General features: G+C 40.3%; 18 protein-coding genes. 7 read left to right on the forward strand and 11 right to left on the reverse strand.

Annotated elements, in window-relative coordinates; genetic code table 11:
* Window positions 1-23 precede the first annotated feature (23 nt).
* Both SOI84_RS04825 and SOI84_RS04830 read left to right on the forward strand, forming a co-directional pair.
* Entirely contained in the window at window positions 24-1016 is a 993-nt protein-coding gene (locus SOI84_RS04825; protein WP_320675271.1) for a glutathione S-transferase family protein, read from the forward strand.
* A 17-nt stretch (window positions 1017-1033) separates the two neighbouring features.
* On the forward strand, window positions 1034-1687 hold the full coding sequence (locus tag SOI84_RS04830; protein WP_414153613.1) for a DUF2301 domain-containing membrane protein: 654 nt from the start codon (window positions 1034-1036) through the stop codon (window positions 1685-1687).
* Between the two features lie 503 nt (window positions 1688-2190).
* Here SOI84_RS04830 and SOI84_RS04835 read toward each other — a convergent pair.
* Window positions 2191-2358, reverse strand: a complete 168-nt coding sequence (locus tag SOI84_RS04835) for a hypothetical protein (RefSeq protein ID WP_320675273.1) — start codon at window positions 2356-2358, stop codon at window positions 2191-2193.
* Window positions 2359-2369: 11 nt separating this feature from the next.
* Here SOI84_RS04835 and SOI84_RS04840 point away from each other — a divergent pair, with 11 nt between their 5' ends.
* Window positions 2370-2588 (forward strand): CP12 domain-containing protein, encoded by a 219-nt coding sequence (locus tag SOI84_RS04840; RefSeq protein ID WP_320675274.1) that lies wholly within the window; start codon window positions 2370-2372, stop codon window positions 2586-2588.
* A 95-nt stretch (window positions 2589-2683) separates the two neighbouring features.
* Here the strand turns inward: SOI84_RS04840 and SOI84_RS04845 are convergent, their stop codons facing one another.
* The 6 genes from SOI84_RS04845 to SOI84_RS04870 all read right to left on the reverse strand — a co-directional run bounded on the left by SOI84_RS04845 (window position 2684) and on the right by SOI84_RS04870 (window position 9007).
* A complete protein-coding gene (locus SOI84_RS04845) occupies window positions 2684-2866 on the reverse strand; it encodes a hypothetical protein (RefSeq protein WP_320675363.1) in 183 nt (60 codons plus the stop codon).
* Between the two features lie 69 nt (window positions 2867-2935).
* Window positions 2936-3925 carry an Obg family GTPase CgtA gene (gene obgE, locus SOI84_RS04850; RefSeq protein ID WP_320675275.1) on the reverse strand — a complete coding sequence of 330 codons (990 nt, stop codon included), beginning with the start codon at window positions 3923-3925 and terminating at the stop codon, window positions 2936-2938.
* A gap of 148 nt (window positions 3926-4073) precedes the next feature.
* Complete coding sequence (locus SOI84_RS04855) at window positions 4074-6467, reverse strand: endonuclease MutS2 (RefSeq protein WP_414153619.1); 2394 nt, start codon at window positions 6465-6467, stop codon at window positions 4074-4076.
* A gap of 32 nt (window positions 6468-6499) precedes the next feature.
* Window positions 6500-6898, reverse strand: coding sequence for a VOC family protein (locus SOI84_RS04860; protein WP_414153620.1), 399 nt, complete (start codon window positions 6896-6898; stop codon window positions 6500-6502).
* 112 nt (window positions 6899-7010) lie between these two features.
* Window positions 7011-8018, reverse strand: a complete 1008-nt coding sequence (hemB, locus tag SOI84_RS04865; protein ID WP_320675278.1) for a porphobilinogen synthase — start codon at window positions 8016-8018, stop codon at window positions 7011-7013.
* 35 nt (window positions 8019-8053) lie between these two features.
* Window positions 8054-9007, reverse strand: coding sequence for a J domain-containing protein (locus tag SOI84_RS04870; RefSeq protein WP_320675280.1), 954 nt, complete (start codon window positions 9005-9007; stop codon window positions 8054-8056).
* A gap of 186 nt (window positions 9008-9193) precedes the next feature.
* Between SOI84_RS04870 and SOI84_RS04875 the strand changes: the two genes are divergently transcribed.
* The 3 genes from SOI84_RS04875 to SOI84_RS04885 all read left to right on the forward strand — a co-directional run bounded on the left by SOI84_RS04875 (window position 9194) and on the right by SOI84_RS04885 (window position 12313).
* A complete protein-coding gene (locus SOI84_RS04875; protein ID WP_320675284.1) occupies window positions 9194-10885 on the forward strand; it encodes a SulP family inorganic anion transporter in 1692 nt (563 codons plus the stop codon).
* 148 nt (window positions 10886-11033) lie between these two features.
* Complete coding sequence (locus tag SOI84_RS04880; protein WP_320675288.1) at window positions 11034-12029, forward strand: sodium-dependent bicarbonate transport family permease; 996 nt, start codon at window positions 11034-11036, stop codon at window positions 12027-12029.
* Window positions 12030-12031: 2 nt separating this feature from the next.
* A complete protein-coding gene (locus tag SOI84_RS04885) occupies window positions 12032-12313 on the forward strand; it encodes a P-II family nitrogen regulator (protein WP_320675289.1) in 282 nt (93 codons plus the stop codon).
* 54 nt (window positions 12314-12367) lie between these two features.
* Here SOI84_RS04885 and SOI84_RS04890 read toward each other — a convergent pair whose 3' ends face one another.
* Both SOI84_RS04890 and SOI84_RS04895 read right to left on the reverse strand, forming a co-directional pair.
* Window positions 12368-13324, reverse strand: a complete 957-nt coding sequence (locus tag SOI84_RS04890; RefSeq protein WP_320675291.1) for an NAD(P)/FAD-dependent oxidoreductase — start codon at window positions 13322-13324, stop codon at window positions 12368-12370.
* A 329-nt stretch (window positions 13325-13653) separates the two neighbouring features.
* Window positions 13654-13797 carry a hypothetical protein gene (locus SOI84_RS04895; protein ID WP_320675293.1) on the reverse strand — a complete coding sequence of 48 codons (144 nt, stop codon included), beginning with the start codon at window positions 13795-13797 and terminating at the stop codon, window positions 13654-13656.
* Between the two features lie 429 nt (window positions 13798-14226).
* On the opposite strand from SOI84_RS04895, the gene SOI84_RS04900 reads away from it, so the two are divergent.
* The gene (locus SOI84_RS04900) at window positions 14227-15282 is read left to right on the forward strand and encodes a hypothetical protein (RefSeq protein WP_320675294.1); all 1056 of its coding nucleotides are present in this window, start codon (window positions 14227-14229) and stop codon (window positions 15280-15282) included.
* 6 nt (window positions 15283-15288) lie between these two features.
* Here SOI84_RS04900 and SOI84_RS04905 read toward each other — a convergent pair whose 3' ends face one another.
* Together SOI84_RS04905 and SOI84_RS04910 are read right to left on the reverse strand one after the other, a co-directional pair.
* Window positions 15289-15870 carry a peptidoglycan recognition family protein gene (locus tag SOI84_RS04905; RefSeq protein WP_320675295.1) on the reverse strand — a complete coding sequence of 194 codons (582 nt, stop codon included), beginning with the start codon at window positions 15868-15870 and terminating at the stop codon, window positions 15289-15291.
* 331 nt (window positions 15871-16201) lie between these two features.
* Window positions 16202-17299, reverse strand: a complete 1098-nt coding sequence (locus tag SOI84_RS04910) for a glycosyltransferase family A protein (protein WP_320675297.1) — start codon at window positions 17297-17299, stop codon at window positions 16202-16204.
* Between the last annotated feature and the right edge of the window lie 2 nt (window positions 17300-17301).

Consider the following 17301-nt stretch of genomic DNA (forward strand, 5'->3'; position numbering starts at 1 on the left):
TGCTTTAAAAGGAAGGCCTCACCATGTCAATTCCACCAGTTGTAGTAGCAACAGCCCGCATGGGATGGAATTGGCAATGGAATCAACTAATGAATGGGCTGGCACCAGCCGATGTAGAAGGAAATTATCAGCGTCCTCAAAGTCAGCATCGCAAAGCAAAGTTAACTGAAGTTTGCGAGCTAGAACAAAGGTCCTCTGAGCTTCTCCCAAGACTGCTAATTGGCAGAAGCTGCCCTTGGGCGCATAGGACTTGGTTAGTCCATCAACTTAGAGACCTTAAAGATACCCTCACTATTCAACTTGTATATGCGAACCATTCGGCTGGGAGATGGGAACTTGAAACTCCTTGGATGGGATGCGAATCACTTCTAGATATCTACAAACGCTGTGGAAGCCCTCCTAGCCATAGAGCAACAGTTCCTGCACTTGTTGACCCAGGTAAAAATCAAGAGGAAAACCCCTCTTTAATTGGCAATGAGAGCACTCAACTGATCAAGGTACTAAACCAATGGCCTACTTCAAAAAAGTCAGATGACCTTGCCCCAGCAAAACTAAAAGATGAAATAAACAATTGGGACAGAAAGCTGAAACATTCCGTTAATGATGGAGTGTATAGGTGTGGTTTTGCGCGCAATCAAGCTGCATACAACAAAGCATCCCAAGAACTCTTCTCTTCTTTAGAGATGGTGGATAAAAGTCTTTCCCGCAAAGGACCATGGCTATGCGGCAAAAAAATTACCCTTGCAGATATTCGTCTTTTCCCAACACTTATCAGATGGGAAATGATCTATATGCCACTATTTGGATGCAGCCAACGACCACTCTGGTCATTCAGGAATATCTGGCAATGGAGACAGCGCTTCATGGCCCTCCAATCTGTCTCAAGCACATGCGATGCACAAGCATGGCGTAATGACTACTTTGGAGCGCTATTTCCCTTGAATCCAAGCAACATTGTCCCAGCAGGTCCTGATCTAATGCAAATTATTAATGTATCGGCTCCCCATCTCCAATGAAAGAAAACTCACAAGCCTTGAACACCAAAAACCCAGATTTTGAGGAGAAAGAGCTTGAAGGTGTTTATGGAAGTTATCGAATTACTCTCCAAGATGCAATTGAGGTCAAATATTATCGCCTAGCATTACTAACTTGTGGGATTTCTCTTGTTGCAGGTCTTGTTCAATGGCTGCTCCTTCATTCTAATTGGGCTGTTCTTTGGATGATTCCTCTATCAATCAGCTTAGGGCTAGCCTTGAATTGGATTCATATTTATCTAGAACCACTTCATAGATTACTTCAGGCCTTATGGCTAACTGGAACAATTGGAATTATATGGTTATCTATAAAAGTTGGAGTAACTAACCTGCTACCTAGCCTTGAGGTTCAACCACTTTTAATTTTAGTTATAGGGCCTTTTTTTGCAGCACTAACAGGAGTAGGTTTTAAAGAATTCTTTTGCTTTCGAAGACCTGAGGCAATTGGGTTAACCCTTTTAATACCAATGGCCTTAATAGGTCATCTCAGCCAATTTCTAAATCATTCATTAACTTCAGGAATGTTGTTTACAGCAGCCCTTCTTTTACTCATCTTATCTATAAGAAAATTTGGAATGGATGCTGCTTCTGACATCGGAGATAAAAGCATTTTCGACTATCTAGCCCAAAGAAAATCTGCAAACGCTTCATAAGGACAATTTCTTTCAGGCGAATATAAAGTTGAAATTACCAACAACCTTTTCAAAGGCAAACTATTCATATATGCTAAATACCAACTAATTTACCATTCTAAAAGTTACATTAGAAAGAGAAAGTTAGGTCCTACCCAAAAGATTTTATTTTTCCTAAAACATAATCATACCTTTTATTAAAAGGGACCTTTCTAATTTTTTCAAAGCTAATTCCATCGCAATGAAAGGCAGCCCTTAGGAACCGATGAATTTCCATCTGATCAGCTTATTGTCAAAGGCAAACCCCATTAGCCCTCAAAGACAAAAATCGCACTCTAAAAACTGGCGAGGCGAAGACTTGTCAATCTTTATCTAACAAGAGCAGAACAACTTATTCATGCTCTTCAAGGGTCTAAGCGTTCCAATACCGATGCGCCTTGGATTGAATCTGCAAAATAAAGTTTCTTCGTAGATCCCACAACTAAAAACACTTTGGATCCATCCCAAAAATATCCGACATACCTTTATTGCATTGCCCCATAAAGAGACCTATCTCGCTTTTTGCAGCCAGTAGCAACCGATACCCATTCTTGGGAATGGTGTTGTAACGCAAACCAAATGACATTTACCCCCATGGCATCATCGGTCAAGGGCACTAAAGTATTTGTGTCGAACAAGACCTTAGAGGTCACTAGCAAGCTTCATGAACTCCATCGACGAACACATTAAAAAGGATCAATCAGAGATCCAGTCAGCAAAAGCCCAAGGGGACCAAGCCAAAGTGCGTCACCTTACAGATGAGCTTCATTCTCTTGAGGAATACAAAGAACATCATCCAGATGACAAGCATGACCCTAATGCCCTGGAATTGTTTTGTGATGCAAATCCTGATGAGCCAGAGTGTCTCGTTTACGACGATTAATCAAGGGCAAGCAATCTCTAACCAATAAATGACATGATTAGGCTCGAAGAAACCTAATCATGTCATTTATTGGTTATTAAATTATGACAAAGACTTCAAATATCTTCTTTAAAGTCGCAAGGGCTACTGGTTAAAGAACAAACAACTGCTTCTTCTTGCTTCATAGCCCTTACTTGAGCTATAGGTCTGCCCATACTGCGCAAGACTTCTATTTCCTGAGATGTTTGACATCGGGCTATTACCTTCCCCTTTTTGTCAAAGCAGCTGTAAAACTCCATGTTTGTTCTAACTCTCCACCATTTATGACTAATAAATGGCAAATGGACAAGTCCCCGCAAATATAGTCATTAAATGCCTAGCTCTTCCCAAATCCGATCCAAAAGGTTCTGAAGACCAACTGACATTGCAGCAGAAATCAGAAATACTTCCCTACCAGTTTGAATTCGAAATTCATCTAAAAGCTGCTTCTGTTTTTCTTTCCCAATTAACTCTTGTTTATTAATCACCACTAATCTCGGACGTTCAATTAATCCATGGCCATATGAAATAAGCTCATTTTGAACAACACTTAGGTCTTTCAAAGGATCATCTGAACCTCCGTCAATCAAATGGATTAATAATTTTGTGCGCTCTATGTGCCTTAAGAACTCGTGGCCTAATCCTGCCCCTTGCGCTGCACCAGCTATCAAACCAGGAATATCAGCAAAGACTGTTCCATCCCCAGTAGGTCTACGTACTACTCCTAAATTCGGGATAAGAGTAGTAAATGGATAATCTGCGATCTTTGGACGAGCTTCAGAAAGAACAGCTATCAAAGTACTCTTACCAGCATTAGGCAATCCAATGATTCCTACCTCAGCAAGCAATTTCAGTTCTAATTGCAATTTCCATTCCTCACCGTCACGCCCTTCGGTGAATTTTTCAGGAGCCCGATTCCTATTACTTAAATAATGAGCATTACCCAAACCACCTCTTCCACCATATGCGGCTATTAGAGTCTGTCCGGGGTTAGTCAAATCTCCTAGCAAAATACCAGTATTAAAATGTCTCACTTCTGTTCCACAGGGAACTTTAACTACTAAATCTTTCCCTGTAGCACCAGTTGATCGATTTGGACCTCCACGGCGTCCATCCTGTGCAATAAAAGACCTTTTATATTTAAAATCCAAAAGGGTCTGAAGATTGGCATCAGCCTGAAACAAAACTCTGCCACCGTGTCCACCATCCCCTCCCGATGGGCCACCAGCAGGCACATACTTCTCCCTTCGAAAGGCAACTATACCGTCACCTCCACGACCTCCAAAAACACTTATAGATGCATGATCAATGAACTGCACAGTCGCAACTATCTTTGATCAATACACAGACTAGGCCTTAACCCTTAATTAACTAACCCAACCCTTTAAAAAATATCTCTAAAGTAATGGCAACTTGCAAAAGGTAAATGGCTTTACCTCAAAAACATAACTAGCAATTACGTCTCAATTATTTTGGCCAAACGATACTGCAAGCTCCTCCTCCATCCTCCTTGGAAGCATCAGTAACTCTCTCAACATAAGGAACTGAATCTAGCCAATGTCTTAATCCATGCTTTAGTTTCCCACTACCAATGCCATGCATGATCCATATTGGTCCAGTGCTTTTACGCATAAATTCTTCTACGACAACCTCTGCCTCGTGAACTCGCAAACCTCTGACATCAACAGTATTTTTAGACGTCTTAATTTCATTAGCTCTAGAAAGAGTTAAAGGCGTCTTTACTACTACAACTTGTTCGGTCAAATTTGGCTTTCGGCCATCAAGGCTTTCCACCGCATGCAAGTTGACTTTGCTCCTCAAAACACCACAACGCACTGTCAAATGCAGTCCATCCTCAGAGATATCTAAAATTTCTCCTGGTTTACCAAGTGCAAGTAGCCTTATGCGTTCACCAATCTCTGGTCTCCAACCAGGGGAAATTTTCTCGTTAACCTTCTCAACATGTTCAGCCTCAATGCGACGAAGGCGTTGTCCAACAACCCTGGCTGTTTCACCACTAGCATCAGTATTTCTTAGCTGCCTAATTAATCTGCGGACCTCCTGTTGTCCTTTTTGTATTGAAGCTGATAACTTTCGGCGCTCATTTTCCTTAATCTCAGCACTTTTCTTGGACTGCTTCTGCCAGTGGTTTAGCAACTGCTCATGAAGCAATTCAGTACGTGCTAAAAGCAAAGCAGCATTTTCAGCCGCTTCGTGCTGACGCTTTCGTTGTTCCTCTAGTCCTTTAATAACAATATTCACCTCTCCTTCGCTCTTAGAATTTAAAAGCTCTTGAGCGTGAGTGATAACCTCAGCTGGGCAACCAAGGCGAGAAGCAATATTTAAAGCATTACTTCTCCCGGGGATGCCCCATTGCAACTGATAAGTAGGGGTCAAAGTCTCTCCATTAAATGCCACAGAAGCATTTTCGAAGCGCGCATCAAAATACTTAAGAGCTTTAAGCTCACCAAAATGAGTTGTTGCAATAGTTAAACGTGCTTTATCTGCCAAGGTGCGTAACAACGACATTGCCAGTGCACTCCCTTCACTAGGATCAGTACCTGCTCCAATCTCATCCAGAAGAACTAAAAAAATCCCAGGTTGATGAGACAAAATCTGGAGAATGCGACAGATTCGCCTTATATGTCCACTGAAGGTAGACAAATTCTGCTGAAGAGACTGATCATCTCCAATATCAGCGAAAACACTTGTAAAGCAGGGCAAGATCGGAGGCCCTTTACACGGTAGGAAAAGACCTGAGCGTGCCATAAGAACCGCTAAGCCTATAGACTTCAGCGTAACTGTCTTCCCTCCTGTATTTGGGCCAGTTATAGCAACTACTCTCAAGTTAGAAGAAACATCTACAGTTATAGGTACAACAGGTTGGGCCTCTTCTCGCTTTTGTTTCCAAATCAAAAGTGGATGCCTAAACCCCCTCAAAACAAAAGGAGCTTCTGCATTCTCTTTAAGGTCTGGGGGTAAACCTCCTAAAAATCTGCTGTAACGTGCGCGGGCTAAAGCAACATCAAATTGCATAAAGATCTCAATAAGATCTTCGAGTGAATCGGCATTATTAGCAATCTCTCTACTCCATAGGCCTAAAAGGCGCTGCTCCTCTTTGAAAGTTCGTACCTCTAATTCACTTATCTCATTGGTAAGTTGGATAGTTCCCTTGGGCTCCATGAACAAAGTGTTTCCAGAAGAGGAACTATCCAAAACCAACCCTGGAAATTGTGCTGCCGCCCCAATCTTTACTGCTACAACAGGTCTACCATTACGCTCTGAAACCACATTATCGTTTAAAAGGTTGCCATAGCTCTTTAATAACTCACTAATCAAATCACTTCTTTCCTTTCTCAAGCATTGAATTTGCTTTCTAAAAGCAGCTAAATCACTACTTGCTTGATCAGAAACACGACCCCCATGTTCTAAACCACGCTTAAGAGTTCTTTCTAGTTGAGGGTGTGTAACTAAATTAATTAAGCGATCAGTCAACGTCGGTCTTAACTCTGCATTATCAATCTGTCGACGTAGATTTCTTACGGATCCAAGAGTCTCTGCAATTGCTAACAACTCCTCACCAGAAGCAATCCCGCCCTTTCTACATAAAGCTAAAACATGGCTAATATCATGAACACCATGAAATGAAAGACCGCCTTCAATGTCTTGATCTAAAAAATCTATCTCTTTGGTTTCCTCTAAAAGCAACCTACATGTAGATATATTGCTTAGGACCGGTAAAGATAGGCAATAATTACGACCTTTAACAGTGCTAGCAAAACTTGATAGGTGTTTACAAAGAATATGCCATTCCAATAATTCAAGTGTTTCCTCATGAGCTTCAATGGCTAATTTCTCCATTGAGGTCATCGGGCTTTCTCCTACGGGAATGATTATTGAAACTCCTGTTGATTTTTAGGAATCCCTCCTGGAGGCTGATAAAGCATCTCTAGCCAGTTACCTTCTGGGTCCTTTAGATAGAAAGATGCCGTTCCATCGCGATGATCATGTACTTCTCCCACTTGCACACCTTCCGCCTGTAATCGTGAATGGAAAGCATCTACTTCTGATCGCCTGTTGAAATGGAATGCAAAATGAGGCCCTGCTGAGGTATACCCAGGCCCTAATAAAGCAAGTCCATCTTCACCTGATCTGGTCTCTAAATAGCACCAATCCTCAGCCTCCCATACCATTTTCATGCCAAGACCAACATAAAAGCACTTAGCCCTGGCCATGTCTTTAACACGAATAGCTACGTGGCCTAGCTTTTGAACATCCAAGATTCTAGTTATGAAACTATTAGACCATTTTGCGATGAAATCAGTGAAGATCTGAGTCTTTACTTCAATCTCAAGCAAACTGGAATATCACTCTCAATAAATTCTAATCGAACAATTCCACTCACTAATCCAGTTGATTCCTCAACCAACCTGCTGCATCACAGGCATGGTATGTGAGTATCAAATCGGCTCCGGCTCGCTTAAAGCTCAATAAAGTTTCAAGGACCACTGAACGTTCATCAATCCAACCTTTTTGTGCTGCCGCCTTCACCATTGCATATTCTCCGCTTACGTTATATGCCGCTATGGGTAGTTCAGACTCTTCCCGCAGGCGATAAATAATATCCAAATATGCGAGCCCAGGTTTAACCATCAAGATATCTGCTCCCTCTTGCTCATCCAGCTGAGCCTCAATAATCGCTTCACGAGAATTCGCTGGGTCCATCTGATAAGTACTTTTATCTTTAGGGATGACCTTGCGAGTGTCTAAACGGGGGGCCGAATCAAGAGCTTCTCTAAAGGGTCCGTAATACGCAGATGAATACTTTGCTGTATAGCTAATGATTCCTACAGGAGCAAAACCTTCATCATCTAACGCTTCACGAATGGCACCAACACGACCATCCATCATGTCGCTAGGTCCAATTAAATCTGCTCCAGCCTGTGCTTGAACAACAGCCTGCCGACATAGCTGTTCAATTGTTTCATCATTTAAAACGATCCCTTCTTTACTGACTATTCCATCATGGCCATCACATGAATAAGGGTCTAAGGCTACGTCAGTCATAACAGTCATATCTGGCAACTCCTTTTTAATAAGGCTTATGGCCCGGGGTATGAGTCCATTCTCGTTAAAGCATTCAGAACCATCCTCAGATTTTAAATCTTCAGAGATCTTTGGGAAAAGAACTATGCAGCGAATACCTAACCCCCAAGCTCTGTGCACCTCATTCAAAACATTGTCCAAGCTCCAACGCTTTGCACCAGGCATGGCACCTATTTCCTCTTCTTGAGAGCCTTGATGAACAAATAATGGATATATAAAGTCTGAAGGACTTAGTAAGTTCTCTCTAACCATTGCTCGCAGGGAATGTGTCCTACGAAGACGACGAGGGCGATAAGTTAAATCCATCTAAATTAAATTTGTTGGTCTAATCGTAATCCCGCTCATAAACAAGCATCAACAAGCCAAGATGCTCGAGGATCCTCTTTACGTAGAGATTTTATCTCTTGGAGCAATTCAAGCTCCTTTTCCGTCCATGAAGAAGGTAATTTAAGCGCAGTTTTAAGGAGTAAATCACCATAGCCATTAGCAGAAGGCCATCCCTTCCCCTTTAATCGAAAGCTTTTTCCCAATGCAGTTCTAGCCGGAATAGTTAATTCAACCTCCCCATCCGGAGTGATGACTGTAACGACTGCGCCAAGAACCAATTCTTCCAAAGAAACAGGGAATTCAGCACATAATTGATCTCCATCCAAATGCCAAATTGGATGAGTTTCTACTTTAAGTTTTAAATAAAGATCTCCTCTTCTTCCAGTTCCAGGCTGAGAGTTACCCTTACCTTTCAGTCGCAATCGAGAACCTGTTTTGATCCCTTTTGGTATAACCACCTGAACACGTTCTTCATTTACTGAAAGAGTTCTTTGCGCACCTCGAAAAGCCTCCTTAAAGGAAATTTTTACAACTACTTCTGCATCAAGATTCGCTGGTGATCTTGCCTGTGACCGTGGAAACCCTCCAGAACCAGAAAACCCTCCAGGGAAGCCTGTTGACGCTGCCTGAGCGCCACCAAATCGTCCCAACAGTTCATTTATGAAATCATCAAAATTTCCATATCTTCCAAAATCAACATCAAAACCAGTGCCATTTCCTGGCATTACACCTGCTTGATTCCAATACTGGCCAAACTGTTCATATTTTCGCCGTTTAGCAGGGTCAGATAAGACTTCATATGCCTCATTGACTTCTTTAAAATTTTCTTCTGCCATTGGATCATCAGAATTCAAATCAGGATGAAACTTCCTTGCTAACTTCCTAAAAGCATCCTTCACATCTGCGGTGCTTGCATCCCTTTGAAGCCCAAGCACATTGAAATAATCTTTGTACCCACTCGCACCCATTGACTCAAAAATAGGCTTAAAGCCTTCGTTAAGGTTAGTTTCCCAGTAGAACTGCTTTCATGGGCTAAAAAAAATGTAGTGAAGCCCGAACGCAACAATTAAGTAAGAGTTTTTTGCAAAACAACTTCAACTTGGGCTATTCAGAAGATAGGCTTTTCTGAAGTTGTTCTGAACAGGAGAAGAGACTTGGCATTAATTCATGGATTGCACCTAAAGAATCTAAGAGGTGACTTATTAGGTGGATTAACCGCTGCTGTAGTTGCACTCCCTTTAGCCCTTGCCTTCGGAAATGCAGCTTTAGGCCCAGGAGGGGCAATTTATGGCCTTTATGGAGCAGTTGTAGTTGGCTTTATAGCTGCTTTATTTGGCGGGACACCCTCACAAGTCAGTGGTCCAACGGGGCCTATGAGCGTGACTGTCGCTGGGGTAGTAGCTAGTTTGGCATCTGTAGGAGTATCTAGAGATCTAGCAGCAGGGGAAATCCTCCCTCTTGTAATGGCTGCGGTAGTAATTGGCGGACTATTTCAGGTTTTATTTGGAATCCTGAAGCTTGGTAAATATATAACTTTAGTTCCCTATTCGGTCGTATCTGGTTTCATGTCCGGGATCGGGGTAATTATCCTTGCTCTCCAACTTGGACCATTAATAGGCATAACAACTAGAGGGGGTGTTATTGATTCATTACATGGCTTGGCAAGCAATTTTGAACCCAATGGAGCAGCAATTGCCGTTGCTGTAATGACTCTGGCAATTGTCTTCCTAACTCCTCGTCGCATAAGCCAGTGGATTCCATCCCCTCTTCTTGCCCTTCTAATAGTTACTCCATTGTCTGTAATCCTATTTGGGGACGCGAACTTAGAAGCTCGAGGGATAGAACCCTTACCAAGAATTGGAACAATCCCTGAAGGTGGACTCACATTCAGCATGCCCAACTGGAATGAACATTTTCCAGTTATTTTTAAAGCTGGTTTAGTCCTAGCTGTTTTAGGTGCAATAGATTCTCTACTAACTTCATTAGTCGCAGACAATATCTCACAAACTCGTCATGATTCTGATAGAGAGTTAATAGGTCAAGGGCTAGGAAATAGCTTGGCAGGACTAGTAACTGGCTTACCAGGTGCAGGCGCAACAATGCGCACAGTAATTAACATCAAATCAGGTGGGAGTACGCCAATATCTGGAATGGTTCATTCTCTTGTTCTTTTAATTGTTCTACTAGGAGCTGGCCCACTTGCTGCAGAAATCCCAACTGCACTTTTAGCTGGAATTCTTATAAAAGTTGGTCTAGATATTATTGACTGGGGATTTCTCTTAAGAGCACATAAACTTTCAGCAAAGACAGCCTCAGTAATGTATGGCGTACTACTAATGACAGTTTTCTGGGACCTTATTTGGGCTGTTCTAGTTGGGGTCTTTGTAGCCAATATGCTCACCATTGACTCCATCACTGAAACACAGCTTGAGGGAATGGAAGCTGACAATCCAATTAATGGTGAAAGCAACATTATTGGCCCTGACTCCACCTCATTGCCTTCTGATGAACAACTCCTAATGGACAAGTGCAAAGGTGAGGTTATGCTTTTCAGATTAAAAGGTCCTCTCAGTTTTGGAGCAGCTAAAGGTATTTCCGAGAGAATGATGCTCGTAAGAAATTACAAGGTTCTCATTCTTGATATAACAGAAGTTCCCCGCCTAGGAGTCACTGCAACCCTAGCCCTTGAGGACATGGTCCAGGAAGCAAAAACGAATGCAAGAAAAGCCTATGTAGCAAGTTCAAGTGAAAAAGTAAGAGAAAGACTGTCGAAGTTTGGGGTAGAAGAAGTTGTAGGCAGTCGCAAAGAGGCTCTTGAGAAAGCAGTGGAGGATTTAAAAAACTAAAGTTCGTTCGAGAGACCCTTAACAAGGTCTAGGGAAAATGAAAATACCAAACAAAATAAAAACAAAGCCTTACAAAACTAGTCGTCCTATGGTTAGGATATGAAGGTAAAAAACCCGACAAAAGAATCCTAATTTTACATAATATTTTATGGACACTAGCCTTGTTCTGCAAAATGTCTTAACCCCCCCAGTTCTATTCTTTTTCCTGGGAACAATTGCAGTTGTCTTGCGCTCTGATCTCGAGATACCTGCGCCACTGCCAAAACTTTTTTCCTTCTACTTGCTTTTAGCAATTGGATTTAAAGGAGGTTTAGAGCTTGAGGGGAGTGGCTTTGGCATACAAGTTGTTCAGACTGTTGGCGCAGCAGTATTAATGTCTCTGGTTTTACCAATAATTTGCTTCTTGATACTTAGGATAAAACTTGATGTATTCAATTCTGCTGCAATTGCAGCAGCCTATGGTTCAATTAGCGCAGTAACATTTATCACTGCGGAAAGTTTTTTAGAAAACCTGAATCTTCATTTTGATGGATTTATGGTTGCTGCACTTGCATTGATGGAATCCCCTGCAATTATCGTTGGTCTCCTACTAGTCAAAATTTGCGCTCCAAAACCAAGAGCTAATGCAAAAAAAATTCGTTGGAAGTCAATCTTGCATGAGGCAATGTTAAATGGTTCGGTATATTTACTGATTGGCAGCCTACTTATTGGTTACTTAACAGCAGCCCATAATCCATCTGGTGTTGCAAAGATGCAGCCTTTCACAGGAAATCTTTTTTATGGTGCTGAATGCTTCTTTTTACTTGATATGGGTATTGTTGCGGCCAAAAGGCTCCCAAGACTTTTAAAAGCTGGCTCTTTTCTCATTGGATTCGCAATCGCGATGCCATTATTAAATGCCTTTTTAGGGGTACAAGTTGCCAGACTTCTTGCGTTATCCACAGGAAACGCACTGTTATTCGTTGTCTTATGTGCAAGCGCATCTTATATAGCTGTACCTGCTGCAATGCGCATGACAGTTCCTGAAGCGAAATCAAGTTATTACATATCGACTGCTCTTGGACTTACCTTCCCATTTAATATAGTTTTTGGAATACCTTTATATATGGGGATGGTTAACAAGTTCATCCCTCTAGCTTCCTAGAAATGAAAAGACTAGATCTAATTTTCAGTGATCGCGAACTCGATACTATGCTCAATGCCCTTGACGAAGGTGGAGCCCCTGGTTACACAATTACTAAACATGTAACGGGTAAAGGTCCTCAAGGGGCAGTTTCAGAGGATATGGAATTCACTGATCTAGGAGCTAATGCACATTTAATTGTGTTTTGTGATGAGACAACGCTAGCCAGTCTGAAAGAAAAAATAAAGCCAATTCTTAACTATTACGGAGGGATTGGGTATGTTTCAGATGCTATACCATTATAAACGGGGAAATTTTAACTAGCTTATTTCAGCTTTGCATATACACCAGTAAATCCATCAAGAATGGACCCAATCAACCCTAATTATCTTCCTACTATTTAAAAATCTATCAATTGCCATTGCAGCTATACAACCATCAGATGCAGCAACCACTGCCTGTTTAAAAGGGGTGTTTCTAATATCACCTATTGCCCAAACACCCTCTACAGTAGTTGACATAAAATCATCCACGAGAACTCCTCCATCTTCTCTAAATGCAACTTGATCTCCTAAAAAATCAGTAATAGGTTTTGACCCGCTCATATACACAAAAACTCCTTCTAAAGGAATATTCTGCGAGTGTTCCGCTCCTCTAGATTTAATTTCTATTCCAGTAACTCCACCTTCATTACCTTCTATAGAAAGAAGACGAGTTTTACTCCAATGCTTAATGTTTGATTGTTGAAGTAAAGACTGCGCATGATGGTCATCTCCCTTCGGGTCATTAGATGTAATCCAATGCACCGTTTCTGCGAACTTTGTCAAAACCTGAGCTTCTTCTACAGCCTCTTGATTTACTCCTACTACGGCAACTTGACGGCCTTTGTAAAAAGCCCCATCACAAGTAGCGCAATAACTCACCCCTCGCCCAAGGAAATCAGCTTCTCCTTCAAATGATGCGGGCCGACCCATAGCTCCAGTAGCCAAAACAAGAGCCTTTGCCTTAAAAGTCCCCTCAGGGGTATAAACGGTCTTGAAATCCTCGGCTATATCAACACTAAAAACCTGTGCCCGTCTGTAGTCAGTTCCATATTGAATACATTGATTGCGCATCAAAGTCAAAAGATCATCACCGCTAATCTCGCTGGAAACGCCTGGATAATTAGCAATCTGATGAGTAATAGCCAATGCTCCAACTGACGGGTTTTTATCAAGAATCACTGTTTTCAGATCAGCCCGAGAGGTATAAAGGGCACAGGTACAACCTGCTGGGCCTCCTCCGACTATGACTACATCAGCTTCGATTAATTCCAACTGGTTACCTTCTCCTTAATAAATAGGGTTGCAAAGCAATATTGAGATGCAAGCTCTGGCGATTTCATAGCCTTAGCAAAGCACCGTTTTCATAGACACCATACTGAATTCAATAAGCTTATGAGCGAATATTCTCCTGATCTGATAGCGAGCAGAAACATTAGGTTAAGTATTTGCACTAAGAGGGACTGTACCTATCCCTTGTTCAGGTCTCAATTAGCTGATTCATTTCAGGTATTTGAAATCTCCCTAATAAGGGTAAAAGCTTGTTGGGATATGAATTTTGCTAGTACCTCTAAAGGGTGTCATCATAGTTTGTTGAATTAATCTCAATGAGAAGGCAAGGGAGTGCCACCCTTCTCTTCCCGAGCAGAATCCCTGGGAACACTAAATAGTGCCAGTGCAGCAATAACCGCAACAAAACCAACTTGAGCAATTGAAAGATAAACCAATAGGGTGACTAATGGGGGCATCGCCCACCTCCCTCATCTCTTTCTCTAGAACTAGCCACTAGCTACTTACCCTGGCAACTGGAAAAACGCTTAAATAGAGTTTAAAAAGTCTGCGCAATCGCAAAAGTACTGCGGTGCAAGGCTTTTAATGATATTAGAAATTATTATGAGCCAAGAGTGTAACCAGCATATTGAAAGCGTCCCATGCTTGGCTGGGGAAAACCAAGTGAAAAGGCCTATGGAATGGTGATGTAATTAAAAAATTAGAGACTGTATTTGAACATTATTGAGTTCTTCCAACTAAACCAAATTTAAATTTACCAAAAGACTCTATATATTTCAACTAATCAAAAATCAATTTTTAAATACTTATAAAAAAGAATATACAAGCGCCTCTGAAGCGGAATTATAAAGAGAAACACGAATTAACTTTATAACGTAACATTTGCAGTGCTTCAAAAAGAATCATTAGTTAAGTTTAAGGAAACAAGGCAATCAAGAGTGGGTACTGACTTAAATTACTTCTTGAGCACTCTAGTAAGACATGCAGATGGAAGCGTCTATCTCCTACCGGAAGAAGTAATTAGCGATATAAAAGTAAAAGAAAACATCAATGTTATCTTCGAAAATTTAAATTCCATTATTGAATGGATTCAGGTAGAAAGAACGTTTCTTAAAGGTTGGTATTCAGGCTTAGATCTAAGTATTGACCTGGATGTCCCAATTGCAATAGGTATATTGATATTTTCTGGGTTGGCTATTTATATCCTCAAAAAAATATTAGCTAAAAAGAATGCAAGCACTAATGTCAAAGAAATAGAAAAAGCTGTTGAGTTAGAAAAAGCTGTTGAGTTAGAAAAAGCTGTTGAGTTAGAAAAGGCTGTTGAGTTAGAAAAGGCTGTTGAAATAGAAAATGCTGAGGTAATTCAGCCCTTATCTTCAATTCTCAAAAGTAAGAAAAAAGCAATTACCATACCTGACGAAAAGAATCCTCCTCGAAGAGAAAAGAATTCTGTGAATAATAAAGGATTATCAAATGAGCTGATTGATCTGTACAAACTAACAATAATAAACACCGACACTATAATCATACATGTAATACTCGTTGGACTTTTTCTCTCAGACTTAGTACAGCATATCTATGGCTTAATTTTGCAAGTGATGGAATCATATTCACCAAAGCAGTACATAAAAAAACAACAACCTCCAAAAAAAGACATAACAATTGGTACAAGTGAATCATCAACACTAAACGGCTCTAATGGATACAAAGGAGGTATCAATTTTATTGAAGATCATGCAACATTAAATTCACTAAATAGTGATGTTTATAAGGAAAGGAGAAGGAAGCTAATGAAGCTTACAAATAATCAGCTAAGGAATAAACTGAATGGGGTAAAGCGAATCTCAAGGCTGAGAAAATCCGAATTAGTGGACCTGATCCTAAAAAGAGAGTTTAGGTATGTGAAAGATTACTCAATTACTATACCGGTAAGAATTAAATAGTTTTATTCAAGGGCATAACATTCCTAAAGCTCCTAATCGATCTTGAAGGGCTCGCCAATTAAATGATCGAGGGTCGATTCTCTCTCCTGATCTATCTACTATCTTGTGAGTAGTTATTTGATAATAGGGGATATGATACTTTTTCATCCAATCGGTTAAAATCAAGGAAAGTGAATCATATTGTTTTGAACTGTATCCACTGTGAGTAGGGTCATTATCCTCGCCGTCTAATGGTGTCTCCAAACTAATATGTAGTGCAAAGTTGTTAACAGAAGGTGGCAATCTTAAATTAGTTTGAACAGAATTACCTCTAAAAGAAGAGTTCCCTGCTCCAAAAGCCCTTTTGAGGGGATCGAGAATCTTAATAATCCTTCCATCCTCTGCAATCAAAACATGGTAACTTGCTTGCTTTAATAGGTCGGTATGTTTAGTCTTAAATGTTGCTAAGGCTGAGCCAACACCATAAACAGTTTCATGCAGGACGATAAGGGAAGGAAGAGGTTCTAAAGGGTTTCCAAAAACGTCTTTTGTTGAGCGTGTATCATAATTAGTAGGATGTATATCCTCATATAAAACAAATTTACTCATTCTTCTGTTAAGCCTATTGAGCCTATTTGTCAAGTGCTTACTAGGAATATTACACTGCCTGTTTAAAAGGTTGGTTCTAGTATTAGCAGCAGGGCTACTCAAATGAAAAGGGAGGAAACTGAGAAAAAGAGTAATTAGAAGGTTTCTAATGAAAAGTTCGTTCATAAATCAAGAGATAATTAAGTATTTTCTGAGAAAAAGGTATTCATTATCAAATAGTATATTAGAGGATAAATTAAAGCAACAGATTTAACATCCTGATTCTAAGTTCTCAAGATTTTCGTCTTACCTTACACCTTGATATCTGTCAATAATTTATAGGAGTTCGAGTCTACCGAATCCTAGGCTTGGTTTTATATTTGGATATTAAATTCCGATCTATTGTAGAAATAATAAAAGCAAATGTTTTAACTAGATCTAAACTAATGCTAATCAATAATGTGAGGAAAAAAGGAATAAAACCATTCCTAATTATCGGAACTCCTTTGTTCTTTGGTAATAAGATCCCTCTTAGAATAAAGTAGATGGTAAGTAATGTAAAGACTGTAATTTTGGAGACATGAGGAATATAAAGAACCGCATCTGTATCCCAGCCTGCAAAGCTCGGGTTCCAGCAAGAAGCAAGCCCAAGCGATAGAACAGCAAAGAATATTATATATATATATCTTTGCTTTTGGTAAATGAGCAAATCACCATAGCTTGCTAAATAATAGTTTGTAAACCATTTTTTACATAGCTCTGGGAAATTTCGGCCTATGAGATTTCGGTATTTTAGAGGTGAAGCAGAAGCAACCTTTATTGAACGTTGAAAATATAATGCTCTATTAATCCACTCACCATCTTCTCCACATCTAGCTGATGGGATAAAATAGCCTATCTCATTTAACAATGATCTACTGATTAGCGTTCCTGGAACTGTATAAAGTGGGTTTGAACCATATGTAGAAGCTATAAATGATTTCTCAAATATAGTTTCCCCAATGTATCTGGTTCTACCTAATATACCCTGGTTATCCGACTTATCTAAATGAGTAAGTGCTATCTCCAACCAATCAACTTCTGGCACTGTATTAACATCAAGAAAAGCAATATAAGAACATTTGGATAACTTAACTCCAATATTTCTAGCTTCACCAGGCAGTATAATGCTCTCAAAGAAAAGCATATTAGTGGGAGTGTCTATAAGTTTCTCCAATTCGGATGCCTTGTGCAAATATTTCTTCGAGAGATTACTTACCACACACACTATCTCTTTGATATATTTTCGGTTGTCTTTAAGGCCAAGCATTAAAGAACGACATTTATCCAGATCATCTGCCAAGCATCCAATTACAAGTGATATTCGAGAGCCATAGATTGAATCACCGCTATAGGAGCTAGGTATCAAAGAGTCAAGACTTCGTTTATCGTCTTTAGAAAAAAAAGTCATAA

It is taken from the genome of Prochlorococcus sp. MIT 1341 (assembly GCF_034092415.1).
Lineage (GTDB): Bacteria > Cyanobacteriota > Cyanobacteriia > PCC-6307 > Cyanobiaceae > AG-363-P08.